The following is an 18,625-nucleotide window of genomic DNA, read 5'->3' on the forward strand; positions in this document are numbered from 1 at the left end:
GGCCGCGCGTCAGCTGAGATCGGCCAGGAACGTGCGGGCCTTGGTCTTGAGCGCGCCGCTGGCTTCGGCCAACACTTCCTCCGCCAGCGAGCGCGCACCTTCCAAGTCGCCAATGGCGCGAAACTCTTCCGCCAGCGATAGCTTGGTGTCCAGCGGGTTCTCTTCGGTCAAGGGGTCGCTCGGCTCGGCGTTGGCATCGCCATTGCGGTCCTCCAGGTCCAGGCTGATGTCGTTGAGGTCAAAGGACAGCAGCTCGGCTTCTGCAGGGCTTTCTTCAGCGGAAAGGGGCAATGGCTGGGGCTCATCGGCATCTTCGGCTGGCAGTTCAAACGCCTGCGGTTCGTTCAGTGCGAAGTCTGGCAATACCTCGCTGTCATCGAATGTGGGGTTTTCCTGGGCTGTAAGGCTTTGCAAGGCGTCTGAATGGTCCATGTCAGACGCGTTCAGTGCTGCAGACTCGGAGGGGAAATCGAGGTCGAAGTCCATCGACATCGAGGGTGGACCTGACTTGCTATCGGCCCCGCTGGTGAGGGCGTCGGTGCTGTTCAAGTCGTCCATGTCCGACATCGCCGCGTCGCTGGGTGTCTGTAGGCCTGCAGGCATGGAGGGCTCGTCCATGTTGAAGTCCAGGTCCAGATCCAGATCGGTGTCGACCACGCCAGTGCCTGGACCGCCGTTTTGAATCAGCGTGCTGCTGCCAAAGGGCATGGTGTTCATGGCACCACCGGCCATCGCAGCCACCACGGCACCCGCCTTGGCAGGCGGCGCGCCGCCGGGCTGGTACAGCGGGTTGGCGGGATCGAGTTCCCGGCCTAGTTCGCAGGCCTGTTCCCATTCCACGCCCTGGCCCTGGGTCAAGCCATAAGCTTCGGTGGCTACCACTTCAAAGGCCTTGGCATCGCGCCGTTTGGCGTAAATCTCCAACAGCTTGTTGTGAATGGCTACCCGCTGAGGCGTGCTGCGCATGGCTTCTTTGAGAATTTCCTCGGCCTGCAGGTCTCGCCCGTAGGCCAGGTACACGTCGGCTTCCGCCACCGGGTCCACGTCGCCAGCTGCGTCGAGCTGGCTGGGTGAATAGACCATGGAAGAGCCCGAAGCGCTGGCCTCGGCGGTGTCGATGCGCTGACCACCGCTGGATCCAAAAAAAGAATCGGGTTGTAGGCGGCTTTCCAGGAAGGAGCTGTCAACCCCATTGCCTTTTTTGCGCTGACGCAAACGGTAGATCGCAAAACCACCCAACAAGGCCAGCAGGCCACCCGCTGCGGGCAGCACCAGCGGGTTGTCGCGCAGCCCGTCAATAAGGGATGGCTCGTCAGGCAGCGGCGCAGGCATGGGTAGCGGTGCGGCAACCGGGGGAACGGCCGGGGTCACCGCAGCGGTTTCGGTGGCCGTGTCGGTGGTTGGGGCTACGGTGTCGGTCGGGCTTGCTGGCGCAGTCGATGTGCCGGTGGTGACCTGAGTTGCCGTGGCCAACGGCGCTGCGTTGGGTACCGTCAGTGCCGGTGCGGGCAGGGCGGTGCTGGGTGAAGCCTTAACGGCGGCCGTGGGTGCTACCGCTGCCGTGCTGGTGCCGAGTTTGGCCAGCTCTTCAATGTTTTTGGACAGTTCGGCCATGCGGCTGGCGGCTTCTTTGGCCTGCCGCTCCTGCGCAATTTTTTCCTCTGCGGCGGTCTGTGCTGGCGTGACCCCTTTGGACAGCGTCAGCTTGTCTTGCGTGGGGGCAACGGGCTTCTTGTCTTCCACCTCGGTTTGAATCCGGCCGGTGGCCTGGCGATCGGCTGCCGCCACCGAGGCCGCGGGCACCGTGCCGGCGAGGCGGCGGCGGAACTCGTTGAAGTCGCGGCTTTGCGCGGCGATGATCTGGCGTGCTTCCCCAGGTGCGACGTTGCCGGCATCGGCGTCGCTGGGCAGGTCGATCACCGAACCGGCTTTGATGCGGTTCACGTTTCCGGCGATGAAGGCGTTGGGGTTGGCACGCAGCATGGCCACGAGCATCTGGTCCAGCGATACGTTCGCTGGCCGGTTGGCAGCTGCAATGCGTCCGGCGGTGTCGCCAGCGCGAACGCGGACTTGTCCAGCAGACGCATCCTGCCCGGGCGCGGCTGGTGCAGGGGCAGGGCTGACGGTTTCTGGCGCCGCTGGGCGCACGCGCACAGCTGGTGGTGCCGGGGCGGCGGGCGCCACTTGGGGCAGTGGTGCTTGCGGGCGAGCTACGGGCGGCTGCACTTGTGGCGCCGGCTGGGCTGTGACCGCAGCAGGCAGAGGGTCCACGGGCGCTGCAGCGCGCAAGTTGGGTGGGTCCAGCAGCAGCGTGTAGTCGCGCACGATACGGCCAGAAGCCCAGTTGGCCTCCACGATCATGTCCATGAAGGGTTCGTTGACCGGGCGGGTGCTGGTGAGCCGCAAGAAGGCCGTGCCATTGGCCCGGCGTTGCAGGCTGATTTGCAGGCTGGTGAGCGCTGGGTTGAAGTCCACGCCGGCAGCGCGGAAAGCCTCGCCCGAGGCGAGCCCCACCCGCAGGCTGGCTGCTTCGTCTGGGTTGATATCGGGTACGTCGATTTCGGCTCGGAGCGGTTCGCCGAGCGCCGACTGCACCACAATGCGGCCGAGCGCAAGCGCTTGCGCTTCGCCAAAATGTGCCAGTCCGGTGCACAGCACCACCGCAGCGGCGACGGCGTGTAACCGTGCAAAACTGCGTGAACCGGCTCCCCCTGCGTGGGTTGGAGCCTGGTGAGATGGGGTGTGGCGGGAGTTGGATGGCACGTGGACCTCGACGTAATAAACCGAGAATTGACCTTAACATCAACGGATTACAGTGACAAGCTGAGACTCCGCTTGAGTTTCAATGCCTACCTTCTGTCGCTGCTTGCGCCTTGTTCACGTTGTGAACTTGCAACGTGAACAAAGGCGCCATTGGGAGGCCGCGCAGACGCCTCGCTGGGCTTCAGGCGTCCAGCAAAATGCGTAGCATGCGGCGCAGCGGTTCGGCAGCACCCCACAGCAGCTGGTCGCCGATGGTAAAGGCGCCCACGTATTCCGGACCCATGGCCAGCTTGCGGATGCGGCCGACCGGGATGGTCATGGTGCCAGTCACCGCCACCGGCGTCAGGTCTTTGGTGGTGGCTTCACGCGTGTTGGGCACCACGCTCACCCAAGGGTTGTCCGCTGCAATCATGGCCTCGATATCGGCCACCGGTACATCCTTCTTTAGCTTGAAAGTCAGTGCCTGGCTGTGGCAACGCATGGCGCCCACGCGCACGCAGAAACCGTCCACCGGAATGGCGGCCGAGCCAAAGCCCTCGCCCATGCCGAGGATTTTGTTGGTTTCGGCCATGCCTTTCCATTCTTCTTTGGACATGCCGTTGCCCAGGTCCTTGTCGATCCAGGGAATCAGCGAGCCACCCAACGGTACGCCGAAATTGGCGGTCTCGGCACTGCTCAGGCTGCGCTGCTTGGCGATCACCTTGCGATCAATTTCCAGGATGGCGCTTTTAGGGTCGTCCAGCAGCGACTTCACCTCGGCGTTCAGCGTGCCGTACTGCGTCAGCAATTCGCGCATGTGCTGGGCACCGCCGCCCGACGCAGCCTGATAAGTCTGCGTGCTCATCCACTCCACCAAGCCGGCCTTGTAGAGTGCGCCAACGCCCATGAGCATGCAGCTCACGGTGCAGTTGCCGCCCACCCAGTTCTTGCCGCCGTTGGCCAGCGCGTCCTTGATGACGGGCATGTTGACCGGGTCGAGAATGATGACTGCGTCCTTGTCCATGCGCAGGGTGGAAGCGGCGTCGATCCAGTGGCCGTTCCAGCCGGCAGCGCGCAGCTTGGGGAACACCTCGCTGGTGTAGTCGCCGCCCTGGGCAGTGATGACGATGTCGCAGCGCTTGAGCGCCTCGATGTTGTAAGCGTCTTGTAGCGTGGCTTCGTTTTTCGCCATCACCGGGGCTTTGCCGCCGGCGTTGGAGGTGGAGAAAAACAGAGGTTCGATCAGGTCGAAGTCTTTTTCTTCAACCATGCGGTCCATCAGCACGGAGCCGACCATGCCGCGCCAGCCCACCAGTCCTACGAGTTTCGTCATTGCATTGCCCTTTCGAAGATAAAAAATCTCTGTTTCCGCCCGGCTCGTCGTGCCGGGGGAGGGCGTGACGAACCGGAGCTGATTCAGCCCTTGGTAATGGTTTTGGTGATGGCCGCCACGACGGCGTCACCCATTTCCCGGGTGCCGACCTTGGTGGTGCCTTCAGACCAGATGTCCACCGTGCGCAAACCGGACGCGAGCACATCCTGCACCGCAGATTCAATGCGATCGGCGGCTTGCGGCTGGTTGAGTGAGAAGCGGAGCATCATGGCAGCGGACAGTATTGTAGCCAGCGGGTTTGCAATACCCTTACCAGCGATGTCCGGTGCACTGCCGTGGCTCGGCTCGTACAGACCCTGGTTTTTCGCGTTCAGCGATGCCGAGGGCAACATGCCGATGGAGCCGGTGAGCATGGAAGCTTCGTCGGACAAGATGTCGCCAAACATGTTGCCGGTGACCACCACATCGAACTTTTTGGGTGCGCGCACCAGCTGCATGGCGGCGTTGTCCACATACATGTGCTCCAGCTCCACGTCGGGGTACTCGGCATGCACCTCGGTGACCACGTCTTTCCAGAACTGGAAGGTTTCCAGCACGTTGGCTTTGTCCACGCTGGTGACCTTTTTGCTGCGCTTGCGCGCAGCCTGGAACGCCACATGGGCAATGCGCTCGATCTCCGGGCGGCTGTAGCGCATGGTGTCAAAGGCTTCTTCGGCGCCGGGGAAGTGGCCGTCGGTGGCCACGCGGCGACCGCGCGGCTGCCCAAAGTAGATGTCACCGGTGAGCTCGCGAATGATCAGGATGTCCAGGCCCGAAATGATTTCGGGCTTGAGGCTAGAGGCACCCACCAGCTGTTCGTAGCAAATCGCCGGGCGGAAGTTGGCAAACAGACCCAGGTTCTTGCGCAGTCCCAAGATCGCCTGTTCGGGTCGCAGTGGGCGGTCCAGCGTGTCGTATTTCCAGTCGCCCACGGCACCAAACAAAATGGCGTCGGCAGCTTTGGCCAGGTTCAGCGTGGACTCGGGCAGCGGGTGGCCGTGGGCCTCAAAGGCGGCACCGCCTACCAGAGCCGATTCCATCTCGAATGGCAGGTCGAGCACGTTAAGAACTTTGACCGCTTCGGCGACGATTTCGGTGCCGATGCCGTCACCTGGGAGAACTGCAATTTTCATGGGTGGTCTGTCTGGGTTTGGTTTGGGGTCCGGTCAGGACACCATCGTGTGGGCAAGCCACGGTTTTGTGGCCAGGCGCGTGGCTTCGTACGCAGCAATCTTGTCCTTGTGGCGCAGCGTCAGGCCGATATCGTCCAGCCCGTTGAGCAAGCAGTATTTGCGAAATGCCTGTACTTCAAAGGGGATTTCATCGCCCTGGGGCTTCACGATCACTTGGCGCTCCAGATCGATCGTGAGGCTGTAGCCGGGGAAAGCGAAAACCTCGTCAAACAACTGAGCCACCGTGGCTTCGGGCAACACGATGGGGAGCAGGCCGTTTTTGAAGCAGTTGTTGAAAAAGATGTCGGCGTAGCTGGGCGCGATGATGGCGCGAAAGCCGTACTGGTCAATCGCCCAGGGCGCGTGTTCGCGGCTGGAGCCGCAACCGAAGTTTTTACGCGTGAGCAACACCGACGCACCTGAGTAGCGGGGCTGGTTCAGCACAAAGTCGGGGTTGGCCTTGCGGCTGGCCGGGTTTTGGCCGGGTTCGCCTTTGTCCAGATAGCGCCACTCGTCAAACAGGTTCGGGCCGAAACCGGTCTTGCGAATCGACTTCAAGAACTGCTTGGGAATGATCGCGTCGGTGTCGACGTTCTCGCGGTCCATCGGGGCCACCAGGCCCTTGTGTACGGTGAACTTGTTCATTTATTTCTTCTTGGCGGCGTCTTCAAGCACCTGACCGGCTTTTTGCACGTCTTGGCCAACGCCTTGCACGGTGTTGCAGCCAGCCAGCGCCAGCACAAAGGTCAAAGACAACAGGGTAGCAATCAGTTTCATGGTTTTTCCTCTTAGACGAATTGGCGAACGTCGACGAAATGGCCGTGCACGGCGGCGGCGGCGGCCATGGCGGGTGAGACGAGGTGCGTGCGCCCGCCGTTGCCCTGGCGGCCTTCAAAATTGCGGTTGCTGGTGGACGCGCAGCGCTCGCCGGGTTCCAGGCGGTCGGCGTTCATGGCCAGGCACATGGAGCAGCCGGGTTCGCGCCATTCAAAACCCGCTGCCTTGAAGATCTCGTGCAGGCCTTCGCGCTCGGCCTGCTCTTTCACCAGGCCAGAGCCGGGCACCACCATCGCCAGTTTGATGTTCTTGGCCACCTTCTGGCCGAGCTTCTTCACCACCGCAGCCGCTTCGCGCATGTCTTCAATACGGCTGTTGGTGCAGGAACCAATAAACACTTTGTCCACAAAAATGTCGTTCAGCGCCTTGCCGGGTTGCAGGTCCATGTAGACCAGTGCCCGTTCGATGGCGCCCCGTTTGTTGGCGTCTTTTTCTTTTTCGGGATCGGGCACCTGACCGTCAATGCCCAGTACCATTTCGGGTGACGTGCCCCATGTGACTTGGGGCAGGATCTGGGTGGCGTCGAGTTGCACCACGGTGTCAAACACCGCGTCGGCGTCAGACTGCAGGGTCTTCCAATAGGCCACGGCAAGGTCCCATTCCAAGCCCGTGGGGGAGAGTGGACGGCCTTTCACGTAGTCGATGGTCTTTTCGTCCACCGCCACCAAGCCTGCACGTGCACCGCCTTCAATGGCCATGTTGCACACCGTCATGCGGCCCTCCATGGACAGGGCACGGATAGCCGAGCCGCCGAATTCGATGGTGTAACCCGTGCCGCCAGCGGTGCCGATCTTCCCGATGATGGCGAGCACGATGTCTTTGGCGGTAACGCCCTTGGCAAGCTGGCCTTCCACCTTCACAAGCATGTTTTTGGCTTTTTTGGCCAGCAGCGTTTGCGTGGCCATGACGTGCTCTACCTCGCTGGTGCCAATGCCGTGCGCCAGTGCGCCAAAAGCGCCGTGTGTGGAGGTGTGGCTGTCGCCGCAGACCACGGTCATGCCAGGCAGGGTAGCGCCGTTTTCCGGGCCAATGACATGCACGATGCCCTGGCGCTTGGACATGAAGGGGAAGAAAGCCGCAGCGCCGAATTCGGCGATGTTGCTGTTCAGCGTGGTGATTTGTTCTTTGCTGATGGGGTCGGTGATGCCGTCGTAACCCAATTCCCAGCCGGTGGTGGGGGTGTTGTGGTCGGCGGTGGCCACGATCGAGCTCACGCGCCAGACCTTGCGACCTGCTTGGCGCAAGCCTTCAAAAGCCTGCGGGCTGGTGACTTCGTGCACCAGATGGCGGTCGATGTAGAGCACGGCGGTGCCGTCTTCTTCGGTGTGGACGACGTGTTCGTCCCAGATCTTGTCGTAGAGCGTGCGTCCCATGAATGTCCTGTGAGGGTCTTCGGAACCCATTATTTTAAGTGTTGCGCAAACAAAACGCCCGCAGCGCGGTCAGCGTGCGGGCGTGCGGTCCATGCCAGCAGCCCAGAGGCTGCTGCAGGGTTGAATCAACGCTCGGTGACAGGCTTGACGGAGCGCGTGGTCGAACCCGTGAACAACTGGCGCGGACGACCGATTTTGTACTCGGGGTCGCTGATCATTTCGTTCAATTGCGCGATCCAGCCCACGGTGCGGGCCAGCGCAAAAATGCCGGTGAAGAGGTTCACGGGAATGCCGATCGCGCGCTGCACGATGCCGGAGTAGAAGTCAACGTTCGGGTACAGCTTGCGCGACACGAAATATTCGTCTTCCAGCGCGATTTTTTCCAGCTCTTTGGCCAGCTTGAACAACGGGTCGTTTTCCAGGCCCAGTTCGGCCAGCACTTCGTTGCAGGTTTCCTGCATGAGCTTGGCGCGTGGATCGTAGTTTTTGTAGACGCGGTGGCCAAAACCCATCAGCTTGACGCCAGAGTTCTTGTCCTTCACTTTTTCCATGAACTCGCCGACCTTGCTCACGCCGCCCTGGCGCTGAATGTCTTCCAGCATGTTCAGGCAGGCTTCGTTGGCGCCGCCGTGGGCGGGGCCCCACAGACAGGCCACGCCTGCGGCGATGGCCGCAAACGGGTTGGTGCCCGACGATCCGCACAGGCGCACGGTGGAGGTGGATGCGTTTTGCTCGTGGTCGGCGTGCAAGATGAAGATGCGGTCAAGCGCGCGCTCCAGCACCGGGTTCACCACGTACTCTTCACAAGGCGTGCCAAACATCATGCGCAAGAAGTTGCCCGAGTAGCTCAGGTCGTTGCGCGGGTACATGTAGGGCTGGCCAATGCCGTATTTGTAGGCCATGGCCACCAGCGTGGGCATCTTGGCGATCAGGCGAATCGCGGCGATTTCACGGTGCTTCGGGTTGTTGATGTCGGTGCTGTCGTGGTAGAAGGCCGACAGGCCGCCGACCAGACCGGTCAGCACGGCCATGGGGTGTGCGTCACGGCGGAAACCGCGCATGAAGAACTGCATCTGCTCGTTCACCATGGTGTGGTTGATCACGAGCTTGTGGAAGTCGCCGCGCTGCGTCTCGTTCGGCAGTTCGCCGTTGAGCAGCAGGTAGCAGGTGTCGAGGTAGTCGCACTGGGTCGCCAGCTGCTCGATCGGGTAGCCGCGGTACAGCAGCTCGCCCTTGTCGCCGTCGATGTAGGTGATAGCCGACTGGCAGGATGCGGTGGACAGGAAGCCGGGATCGTAGGTGAACATGCCGGTCTGGCCGTACAGCTTGCGGATGTCGATCACGTCCGGGCCAACCGTGCCGGCGTATACCGGCAGTTCGACGCTGGGGCTGCCGTTGGAAAACGACAAGGTGGCTTTGTTGTCTACGAGTTTCATGCGGTTTCCTTTTAAGGGAGTCTTAAACGGGTTGCCGGGCTGCACGAAGCATGCCCAGTACAAGGAGGACATCGCCGTGGTCGACGGTGTCACTGGCCAAATCGCCCTGGGGAGGTTTTCGGCCGAGCAACAGATCGAGAAGATCGTTGTCGGACAAATCCATTAGAACCCCCAGAGCTTCGGCCTGCCTGACAGTTAAGCCAGAAGCGTGCCTGTCAAAGAACTTCTCAATGAACAGATCGTTTTCGAGCAGGCCGCGCCGGCAGCGCCAGCGCAGCTTGCTCAATCCACGTTCGTCGAGCAGGGCGTCGCTGGTGGTACTGGCTTCCATGGTGTGTCGGGTGTGGCGCTCAGATTGAGCGCATCACCATCATTTCCTTGATCTTGCCAATGGCCTTGGTCGGGTTCAGACCCTTCGGGCACACGTCCACGCAGTTCATGATGGTGTGGCAGCGGAACAGACGGTAGGGGTCTTCCAGATTGTCCAGACGTTCGGCGGTGGCCTGGTCGCGGCTGTCGGCAATGAAGCGGTAGGCCTGCAGCAAGCCGGCGGGACCGACGAACTTGTCTGGGTTCCACCAGAAGCTGGGGCAGCTGGTGGAGCAGCTCGCGCACAAGATGCACTCGTACAGACCGTTCAGCTCGTCGCGCTCTTCAGGGCTCTGCAGACGCTCTGTCTGGGGTGGCGGCGTGTCGTTGATCAGGTAGGGCTTGATGCTGTTGTATTGCTTGAAGAACAGCGTCATGTCGACGATCAGGTCCCGCACCACAGGCAGGCCAGGCAGCGGCTTCAGGGTGATCACGCCAGGCAGCGTGTTCATGTTCGTCAGACAGGCCAGACCGTTCTTGCCGTTGATGTTCATGGCGTCTGAGCCGCAAACACCTTCGCGGCAAGAGCGTCGGAAAGAGATCGTGGGGTCGACCTTCTTGAGTTTCATCAGGGCGTCGAGCAACATGCGCTCGTGGCCGTCGAGTTCCACCTCGATGGTCTGCATGTAAGGCTTGGCGTCTTTTTCCGGGTCGTAGCGGTAGATCTTGAATGTGCGAAGTGCCATGGTATTTTTCTCCGGGCTTTTTCAGTTCTGGACGCGCGCTTAGAAGGTCCGCACCTTGGGCGGTACCGACGCCACCGTCAGCGGGTTCAAGTTGACGGGTTTGTACGACAGGCCGTTGGTGGCGCTGTCCCACAGCGTGTGCTTCATCCACTCCACATCGTTGCGGCCGAGCGGGAATTCGGCGTCGTCAGCCGGGCGCTCGTAGTCGTTCACGGTGTGGGCGCCACGGCATTCGTGGCGCGCGGCGGCAGACGTCATGGTGGCCTGGGCGGCTTCCATCAGGTTGTCCACTTCGAGCGCTTCGATGCGAGCGGTGTTGAAAACCTTGGACTTGTCGCCCAGGGTGATGTTGGCCACGCGAGCCCGCAGGGCATTGATCTTGGCCACGCCTTCGTCCATGGATGCCTGGGTGCGGAACACACCAGCGTGTTGCTGCATGATGGCGCGCATGTCGTTGGCCACGTCCTGGGCGTATTCGCCGCTGGTCGTGTTGTCCAGGCGGGCCAGGCGGGCCATGGTTTTGTCCGCAGCGTCAGCGGGCAGGGGTTTGTGGGTCTTGTTCTTGTCGTTGAATTCGACAATGTGGTTGCCAGCGGCACGGCCGAACACCAGCAGGTCGAGCAGCGAGTTGGTGCCCAGGCGGTTGGCACCGTGCACCGACACGCAGGCGCACTCGCCCACGGCGTAGAGGCCGTTCACCACTTTTTGGGCACCATTCCCGTCAGGGGTGACGACTTGTCCGTGGATGTTGGTCGGGATGCCGCCCATTTGGTAATGGATGGTGGGCACCACGGGGATGGGCTCGCGGGTGATGTCCACGTTGGCGAAGTTGTGGCCAATTTCTTCCACCGAAGGCAGGCGCTTGCGGATGGTCTCGGCACCGAGGTGGTCGAGCTTCATCAGCACATAGTCCTTGTTCGGACCACAGCCACGGCCTTCCTTGATCTCTTGGTCCATGCAGCGGGACACAAAGTCGCGCGGAGCCAGGTCTTTCAAGGTCGGTGCGTAACGCTCCATGAAGCGCTCGCCTTCGCTGTTCAGCAAAATGGCGCCTTCACCACGGCAGCCTTCGGTCAACAGCACGCCCGCGCCGGCCACGCCGGTGGGGTGGAATTGCCAGAATTCCATGTCTTGCAGCGGAACGCCTGCACGGGCCGCCATGCCCAGACCGTCACCGGTGTTGATGAACGCGTTGGTGGAAGCCGCGAAGATGCGGCCTGCGCCGCCAGTGGCCAGCAAGGTGGTCTTGGCTTCCAGGATGTAGGTTTCGCCGGTTTCCATTTCCAGCGCGGTCACGCCCACCACGTCGCTGTCGGCGTCGCGGATCAGGTCCAACGCCATCCACTCGACGAAGAAGGTGGTGCGGGCAGCCACGTTTTGCTGGTACAGCGTGTGCAGCATGGCGTGGCCGGTGCGGTCGGCGGCGGCGCAGGCGCGTTGCACGGGCTTTTCGCCATAGTTGGCGGTATGGCCACCGAAGGGGCGCTGGTAGATGGTGCCGTCCGGGTTGCGGTCGAACGGCATACCGAAGTGTTCCAGCTCGTAAACCACTTTCGGTGCTTCACGGCACATGAACTCGATGGCATCCTGGTCGCCCAGCCAGTCAGAGCCCTTGATGGTGTCGTAGAAGTGGTAGTGCCAGTTGTCTTCGCTCATGTTGCCCAGCGAAGCGGACACGCCGCCCTGCGCTGCCACCGTGTGCGAGCGGGTCGGGAACACTTTGGACAGCACGGCCACTTTCAGGCCAGCACGGGCGAGTTGAAGCGAAGCGCGCATGCCGGAGCCACCGGCTCCGACGATCACGACGTCAAATTGGCGCTTGGGAAGATTTGCAGTTGCGGTCATGGCTTTAGAGCCTCCAGAGAACTTGAACAGCCCAGCCCAGGCAGGCTACGAGCCAGACGATGGTGAAGACGTGCAGCGCGAGGCGAATGCCTGCGGGCTTGACATAGTCCATCCAGATGTCGCGCATGCCGATCCACACGTGGTAGGCCAGGGCGACAAAGATCACGAACGTGAGGGCCTTCATCCACTGGGCGGCAAAAATGCCGGCCCAGGTTTCGTAGCCGACCGGTCCGCTGGTGAACACCACCTGCGCGAGCACGATCAGGGTGAACAGCGCCATGAGCGCAGCGGTCACGCGCTGGGCCAGCCAGTCGCGCAGGCCGTAATGAGCGCCGGTGACGACGCGTTGAGAACCGAAATTGACAGACATGTTGTTATTTCCTCGCGGTGGATCAGTACAGGCCGAACAGCTTGGCGCCGAGCACCACGGTCAAACCGATGCTCAGCACCAGGGTGACGATGGCCGACGACTTGCCAAACTCTTTGCTTACTGCGTGGCGCGCGTCCATGTAGAGGTGACGAACACCGGCAATCAGGTGGTGCAGATAGGCCCAGATGATGGCGAGCACCACCAGCTTGAAGAACCAACCCGGCACAAAGCCCATACCTACCGAGAAAGCGGCGCTGAAGCGCTCGAATGACAGTTCAGACGACACCGAGGTGTCAAACAGCCAGACGATCAGCGGCAGCAGGATGAACATCAGGCCTCCGCTGGCGCGGTGCAGGATCGACACCCAGCCTGCGGGCGGCAAGCGGTAGGTGGTGAGGTCCTTGAATGCGTTGATGTTGCGGAACTCGGGCCGCTTCTTGGTCAACTCGGTCATGGTGGGGCTTTCTTCCGGGGAGGACAGGGGGGTTTGGAAGGGGGATGTAACTCGTTGGTAACTTAAACCACGGGCTCGCAAATTCTATTGCAACGCAGCATACCGGAGGCTGACACTCGGATGTTTGCTCTGACTTTCATGGCATTGGTGCGCGCGTGGCCTAGCTGAGTTCGTTGCGGTAGTGGCGCGATTCGGTGCGGTACAGGCCGCGGCGCAGTTCCATGGGCACGTCGTTGTAGGTGTAGGCGAGGCGTTCCACGCTCAGCAGGGGGTGCCCTTCGGGTACGCCCAGCAGTTGTGCCGCGTCGGCGTCGGCGCTCACGGCCTTGATCTTCTCCGTGGCGCGCACCATGCGAACACCAAACTGCGTTTCAAACAGGGCGTACATCGGCCCCTTGTCTTCAGACAGGGTTTCCAGTGTCAGTCCTTTGAACGGGCCACCCGGCAGCCACAGGTCTTCCAGAATGGCCGGTGTGCCGGCAAAGGCCAGCACGCGCTTGACTTGCAGGATCGGATCGCCGGTGCGCAGCGCCAGCTGGCGAGCCACTTCGGCGCTGGCGCGCAGGCGGCGGCATTCGATGATGCGCCGCGCCGCCGGACCTTGGCTCTCGAGGTCGCCGGTGTCGGGCAGCAGGCGCAAAAATCGGTACTGGGTGTGCTGTTCGGAATGGGTCGCCACATAGGTGCCCTTGCCCTGGCGGCGCACCAGCAGGTTGTCAGTGGCCAGTTCGTCGATGGCTTTGCGCACCGTGCCCTGGCTGACGCGAAAGCGTGCCGCCAGATCAAACTCGCTCGGGATCATGTCCCCTGGCTTCCACTCGCCTGCCTGCAAGCTGCGCAAGATCAGCGTTTTGATCTGTTGGTACAGCGGGCTGAATGCTGGCGCGCTGTGGCTGGCCAGGCCCGCGCCATCGGCATGAGCGCCGCCGTCGGCCGCAGGGCGGCCGTCTTGCGGGGGCTGATCGGGGGAGGGTGCGGGTAGGGTGGCCATGGATTCTGTGGACTCTGCGGTACCGCTCGGTTGGTGCAATCATATCTTATATAAGACATAAGACAAATTGACGTATGAGGGTTTGCGAGGGTACACTCAGCGTCAGGCCCTGGTGCCGGAGCTGCGGGTTTACCCCAAGGTTTTTGGCTGTGTCAGGGATCGCATCCCGCCCCTCATTTTATTTTTCCAACGTCCTTTTCTGGAGTTTTCACCATGAGCAAGAAGCCCGTTCGTGTTGCCGTTACCGGTGCCGCTGGTCAGATTGGTTACGCCCTGCTGTTCCGTATCGCTTCCGGCGAGATGCTGGGCAAGGACCAGCCCGTGATCCTGCAATTGCTGGAAGTGCCGGTGGACGGCCCCCAGAAGGCGCTCAAGGGCGTGATGATGGAACTGGACGATTGCGCCTTCCCGCTGCTGGTTGAAATGACCGCGCACAGCGACCCGATGACCGCCTTCAAGGACGCTGACTACGCACTGTTGGTCGGCTCGCGTCCCCGCGGCCCCGGCATGGAGCGCGCTGAGCTGCTCGCCATCAACGGCGCCATCTTCACCGCCCAGGGCAAAGCCCTGAACGCCGTGGCCAGCCGCGACGTCAAGGTGCTGGTGGTTGGCAACCCCGCCAACACCAACGCCTACATCGCCATGAAGTCGGCCCCCGACCTCAAGCCCGGCAACTTCACCGCCATGCTGCGCCTGGACCACAACCGCGCCGCCAGCCAGCTGGCTGCCAAGACCGGCAAGGCTGTTTCCAGCATCAAGAAACTGGCTGTGTGGGGCAACCACTCGCCCACCATGTACGCCGACTACCGTTTTGCCACCATCGACGGCGCTTCGGTCAAGGACATGATCAACGACCAGGTCTGGAACAAGGACGTGTTCCTGCCCACCGTGGGCAAGCGTGGCGCCGCCATCATTGAAGCGCGCGGCCTGTCCAGCGCCGCTTCGGCTGCCAACGCCGCCATCGACCACATGCGCGACTGGGCCCTGGGCACCAATGGCGAGTGGGTCACCATGGGTATCCCGTCGCAAGGCTGGTACGGTATTCCGAAGGAAGTCATGTTCGGTTTCCCAGTGACCTGCGCCAACGGTGAGTACACCGTGGTGGAAGGCCTGGAGATCGATGCCTTCTCGCAAGAGTGCATCAACAAGACCCTGGCCGAGCTCGAAGGCGAAAAAGACGGTGTGAAGCACCTGCTGTAACCGCTTGGTAACGCCGCTGTGAACGCCCATCCGCGCGACATCCTTGCAGGGGCCCAGGCCGGCGCGTTTGCGCTGCCGGTCTGTGACCACTACAGCGGGGTTGAGGCGCGCATGCGCAAAAGTCTGCAGCTGCAGGCCGAGATGACCGATGAGCTGGGCGCCTGCGTTTTCGACGTCACACTGGACTGCGAAGACGGTGCTCCGGTGGGTGGCGAGGCCGAGCACGCCGCTCTGGTGACCGAGCTGGCCCTGGCAGCCAGCCCGCAAGCCCGCGTGGCGGTGCGGGTGCATCCGGTGGACCACCCGCATTTCGATGCCGACGTGGCCACCATCGCTGGCCGGGCGGCCGGGCGTCTCACGCACCTGATGGTGCCCAAGGTCGAATCTCTGGCCGATGTGCAGCGTGCCGTGTCCGCACTGGACGCGGTTGGCGCCACGGCGTTGCCGTTGCATGTGCTGATCGAATCGCCAGCGGCGGTGCACCGCGCCTTTGACATCGCGGCCCACCCCCGGGTGCAGAGCCTGAGCTTTGGCCTGATGGACTTTGTCTCGGCCCACGGCGGCGCCATTCCGGCGAGCGCCATGGGTGTGGCAGGGCAGTTCTGCCACCCGCTGGTGCTGCGCGCCAAGCTTGACATGGCTTCGGCGTGTCACGCCCACGGCAAGGTGCCATCGCATTGCGTGGTCACCGAGTTCAAAGACCTGGCGGCGCTGCAGGCTGCGGCGCGCAAAGCCGCCAACGAACTTGGCTACACCCGCATGTGGAGCATCCACCCCGACCAGATCCGCGCCATCGTGGCGGCTTTTGCACCCCATGAGGGCGAGGTGCAGGACGCAGCCACCATCATTGAACACGCTGCCGCCGCCGAATGGGCGCCGGTGCAGTTTGAAGGGCGCCTGCACGACCGCGCCAGTTACCGCTATTACTGGCAGCTGCTGGAACGTGCGCACCACACCGGGGTGCCGCTCCCCGAAACGGTGCAACGCTATTTCGTTTCGACCGCTGCCAGCGCCCGCCCTGGGCGGCACTGAGCTTGCTTGCAGCCTGACGATTGCTTTTTTCAAGACCCACGCACACTTCCCCTTTATTACTGGAGAACGCCATGTCCGCAACTTTCCTGTCCGACTACCGCGCCCACGCTGCCGAACGCGCTGCACTGGGTATTCCGCCGCTGGCGCTTGACGCCAAGCAGGTGGCTGCCTTGATCGAGCTGATCAAGAACCCGCCCGCTGGCGAAGATGCTTTCCTGATGGACCTGCTGACCCACCGCGTGCCTCCGGGCGTGGACGATGCGGCCAAAGTCAAGGCCTCGTTCCTGGCGGCTGTGGCGCACGGTGACGTGCAAGTGGCGCTGATCTCCAAGGCCAAAGCCACCGAGTTGCTGGGCACCATGGTGGGTGGCTACAACGTGCACCCGCTGATCGAGTTGCTGGACGACGCCGAAGTGGCCACCGTGGCTGGCGCCGCGCTGAAGAAGACGCTGCTGATGTTCGACTTCTTCAACGACGTGGCAGAAAAAGCCAAGGCCGGCAACGCCGTGGCCAAAGAAGTGATGCAGAGCTGGGCCGACGGTGAGTGGTTCACCAGCCGTCCCGAAGTCGAGAAAAAGATCACCGTCACCGTGTTCAAGGTGCCCGGCGAAACCAACACCGACGACCTGTCGCCCGCGCCCGACGCCACCACGCGTCCGGACATCCCGATGCACTACCTGGCGATGCTGAAGAACACCCGCCCCGACGCGGCTTTCAAGCCCGAGGAAGACGGCAAGCGCGGCCCGATGCAGTTCATCGAAGACCTGAAGAAAAAGGGCAACCTGGTCGCCTACGTGGGCGACGTGGTGGGCACCGGTTCTTCGCGCAAGTCGGCCACCAACAGCGTGGTCTGGGCCACCGGCCAGGACATCCCCTTCGTGCCGAACAAGCGCTTTGGTGGCGTCACACTGGGCGGCAAGATCGCCCCCATCTTCTTCAACACGCAGGAAGATTCCGGTTCGCTGCCGATTGAAGTCGACGTGAGCAAGCTGGAAATGGGCGACGTGGTCGACGTGCTGCCCTACGACGGCAAGCTGGTCAAGAACGGCGAAACCGTGGCCGAGTTCAAGCTCAAGAGCGACGTGCTGTTCGACGAAGTGCGCGCCGGTGGCCGCATCAACCTGATCATTGGCCGCAGCCTGACCGCCAAGGCCCGCGAGTTCCTGGGCCTGCCAGCCTCCACGCTGTTCCGTCTGCCGAGCACCCCAGCGGCCACCAACGCTGGCTTCACGCTGGCCCAAAAAATGGTCGGCCGTGCGGTCGGCCTGCCAGAAGGCCAGGGCGTGCGCCCGGGCACCTACTGCGAGCCTAAGATGACCACCGTGGGTTCACAAGACACCACCGGCCCGATGACCCGCGACGAGCTGAAAGACCTGGCCTGCCTGGGCTTCAGCGCCGACCTGGTGATGCAGTCCTTCTGCCACACCGCCGCCTATCCCAAGCCAGTGGACGTGAAAACCCACCGCGAACTGCCCAAGTTCATCAGCAGCCGTGGCGGCGTGGCCCTGCGCCCCGGCGACGGCGTGATCCACAGCTGGCTCAACCGCCTGCTGTTGCCCGACACCGTGGGCACCGGTGGTGACAGCCACACCCGTTTCCCCATCGGCATTTCCTTCCCCGCCGGTTCCGGCCTTGTGGCTTTCGGTGCCGCCACCGGCGTGATGCCGCTGGACATGCCCGAGTCGGTGCTGGTGCGTTTCAAAGGTGAAATGCAGCCCGGCGTGACCCTGCGCGACCTGGTGCATGCGATTCCTCTGTACGCCATCAAGCAAGGTTTGCTGACGGTGGCCAAGGCCGGCAAGATCAATGAATTTTCCGGCCGCATTCTGGAAATCGAAGGCCTGCCCAACCTCAAGGTCGAGCAAGCGTTTGAACTGTCCGACGCCTCCGCCGAGCGTTCCGCTGCCGGTTGCACGATCAAGCTCAACCCCGAGCCGATCAAGGAATACCTCACCAGCAACATCGTGCTGATGAAGAACATGATCGCCGACGGCTACGAAGACAAGCGCACCTTGCAGCGCCGCATCGAAAAGGTCGAAGCCTGGCTGGCCAACCCCAACCTGCTCGAAGCCGACAAAGACGCCGAATACGCACACGTCATCGAGATCGACCTGGCCGACATCAAGGAACCCATCCTGTGCTGCCCCAACGACCCGGACGACGCCAAGTTCCTGAGCGATGTGGCCGGCACCAAAATCGATGAAGCCTTCATCGGCAGCTGCATGACCAACATTGGTCACTTCCGCGCAGCGGCCAAGCTGCTCGGCGGCCAGCGCGACATTCCCGTCAAGCTCTGGGTGGCACCGCCCACCAAGATGGACGAGAGCGAGCTGATCAAGGAAGGCCACTACGCCAGCTTCGGCGCCGCCGGCGCACGCACTGAAATGCCCGGCTGCTCGCTGTGCATGGGCAACCAGGCGCAGGTGCGCGAAGGCGCCACCGTGGTGTCCACCAGCACCCGCAACTTCCCCAACCGCCTGGGCAAGAACACCAACGTGTATCTGGCCTCTGCCGAACTGGCCGCCATCGCGTCCAAGCTGGGCCACATCCCCACCGTGGCCGAGTACCACGCCGCCATGGGCATCGTGAACAAGGACGGTGCAGCGATCTACAAGTACCTGAACTTCGACCAGATCGAAGAGTACGTGGTGAACGCGAAGGAAGCAACGGCTTGAGCGGCTTCTCGCTGCGTACTGAAAGCAGCCCTTCGGGCTAATGCCAGTCAGTTCAGACCGTAGGGAATCTG

General features: G+C 62.4%; 16 protein-coding genes. 3 read left to right on the top strand and 13 right to left on the bottom strand.

Going from position 1 to position 18,625, the window contains the following annotated elements; genetic code table 11:
- Positions 1 to 9: 9 nt before the first annotated feature.
- From ACTG4K_RS11935 to ACTG4K_RS11995, 13 genes are all read right to left on the bottom strand, one after another.
- Positions 10 to 2,658, bottom strand: a complete 2,649-nt coding sequence (locus ACTG4K_RS11935) for a FimV/HubP family polar landmark protein (RefSeq protein WP_439114432.1) — start codon at positions 2,656 to 2,658, stop codon at positions 10 to 12.
- Between the two features lie 286 nt (positions 2,659 to 2,944).
- Positions 2,945 to 4,075, bottom strand: coding sequence for an aspartate-semialdehyde dehydrogenase (gene asd, locus ACTG4K_RS11940; RefSeq protein WP_439114433.1), 1,131 nt, complete (start codon positions 4,073 to 4,075; stop codon positions 2,945 to 2,947).
- Positions 4,076 to 4,158: 83 nt separating this feature from the next.
- The gene (gene leuB, locus ACTG4K_RS11945; RefSeq protein ID WP_439114434.1) at positions 4,159 to 5,247 is read right to left on the bottom strand and encodes a 3-isopropylmalate dehydrogenase; all 1,089 of its coding nucleotides are present in this window, start codon (positions 5,245 to 5,247) and stop codon (positions 4,159 to 4,161) included.
- Between the two features lie 33 nt (positions 5,248 to 5,280).
- Complete coding sequence (gene leuD / locus ACTG4K_RS11950; RefSeq protein ID WP_439114435.1) at positions 5,281 to 5,931, bottom strand: 3-isopropylmalate dehydratase small subunit; 651 nt, start codon at positions 5,929 to 5,931, stop codon at positions 5,281 to 5,283.
- A complete protein-coding gene (locus ACTG4K_RS11955; protein WP_439114436.1) occupies positions 5,932 to 6,063 on the bottom strand; it encodes an entericidin A/B family lipoprotein in 132 nt (43 codons plus the stop codon). It lies immediately after the preceding gene.
- 11 nt (positions 6,064 to 6,074) lie between these two features.
- Entirely contained in the window at positions 6,075 to 7,496 is a 1,422-nt protein-coding gene (gene leuC / locus ACTG4K_RS11960) for a 3-isopropylmalate dehydratase large subunit (RefSeq protein ID WP_439114437.1), read from the bottom strand.
- A gap of 125 nt (positions 7,497 to 7,621) precedes the next feature.
- The gene (locus ACTG4K_RS11965) at positions 7,622 to 8,932 is read right to left on the bottom strand and encodes a citrate synthase (protein WP_439114438.1); all 1,311 of its coding nucleotides are present in this window, start codon (positions 8,930 to 8,932) and stop codon (positions 7,622 to 7,624) included.
- A gap of 22 nt (positions 8,933 to 8,954) precedes the next feature.
- Positions 8,955 to 9,263, bottom strand: coding sequence for a succinate dehydrogenase assembly factor 2 (locus ACTG4K_RS11970; protein WP_439114439.1), 309 nt, complete (start codon positions 9,261 to 9,263; stop codon positions 8,955 to 8,957).
- A 19-nt stretch (positions 9,264 to 9,282) separates the two neighbouring features.
- Positions 9,283 to 9,987, bottom strand: a complete 705-nt coding sequence (locus tag ACTG4K_RS11975) for a succinate dehydrogenase iron-sulfur subunit (protein ID WP_322304660.1) — start codon at positions 9,985 to 9,987, stop codon at positions 9,283 to 9,285.
- A 39-nt stretch (positions 9,988 to 10,026) separates the two neighbouring features.
- The gene (gene sdhA / locus ACTG4K_RS11980) at positions 10,027 to 11,832 is read right to left on the bottom strand and encodes a succinate dehydrogenase flavoprotein subunit (RefSeq protein WP_439114440.1); all 1,806 of its coding nucleotides are present in this window, start codon (positions 11,830 to 11,832) and stop codon (positions 10,027 to 10,029) included.
- Positions 11,833 to 11,836: 4 nt separating this feature from the next.
- Entirely contained in the window at positions 11,837 to 12,202 is a 366-nt protein-coding gene (sdhD, locus tag ACTG4K_RS11985; protein WP_439114441.1) for a succinate dehydrogenase, hydrophobic membrane anchor protein, read from the bottom strand.
- A 22-nt stretch (positions 12,203 to 12,224) separates the two neighbouring features.
- Positions 12,225 to 12,656, bottom strand: coding sequence for a succinate dehydrogenase, cytochrome b556 subunit (sdhC, locus tag ACTG4K_RS11990; protein WP_439114442.1), 432 nt, complete (start codon positions 12,654 to 12,656; stop codon positions 12,225 to 12,227).
- Between the two features lie 160 nt (positions 12,657 to 12,816).
- Positions 12,817 to 13,647: a GntR family transcriptional regulator gene (locus tag ACTG4K_RS11995; protein ID WP_439114443.1), complete on the bottom strand. Its 831-nt coding sequence runs from the start codon at positions 13,645 to 13,647 to the stop codon at positions 12,817 to 12,819.
- 213 nt (positions 13,648 to 13,860) lie between these two features.
- Between ACTG4K_RS11995 and ACTG4K_RS12000 the strand changes: the two genes are divergently transcribed.
- From ACTG4K_RS12000 to acnB, 3 genes are all read left to right on the top strand, one after another.
- Positions 13,861 to 14,847, top strand: coding sequence for a malate dehydrogenase (locus ACTG4K_RS12000; RefSeq protein ID WP_439114444.1), 987 nt, complete (start codon positions 13,861 to 13,863; stop codon positions 14,845 to 14,847).
- 18 nt (positions 14,848 to 14,865) lie between these two features.
- Positions 14,866 to 15,879: an HpcH/HpaI aldolase/citrate lyase family protein gene (locus ACTG4K_RS12005; RefSeq protein WP_439114445.1), complete on the top strand. Its 1,014-nt coding sequence runs from the start codon at positions 14,866 to 14,868 to the stop codon at positions 15,877 to 15,879.
- Positions 15,880 to 15,950: 71 nt separating this feature from the next.
- Positions 15,951 to 18,554, top strand: a complete 2,604-nt coding sequence (gene acnB, locus ACTG4K_RS12010) for a bifunctional aconitate hydratase 2/2-methylisocitrate dehydratase (protein ID WP_439114446.1) — start codon at positions 15,951 to 15,953, stop codon at positions 18,552 to 18,554.
- The last annotated feature ends 71 nt before the right edge of the window (positions 18,555 to 18,625 follow it).

Source organism: Hydrogenophaga sp., assembly GCF_965657535.1.
Taxonomy (GTDB): Bacteria; Pseudomonadota; Gammaproteobacteria; order Burkholderiales; family Burkholderiaceae_C; genus Hydrogenophaga.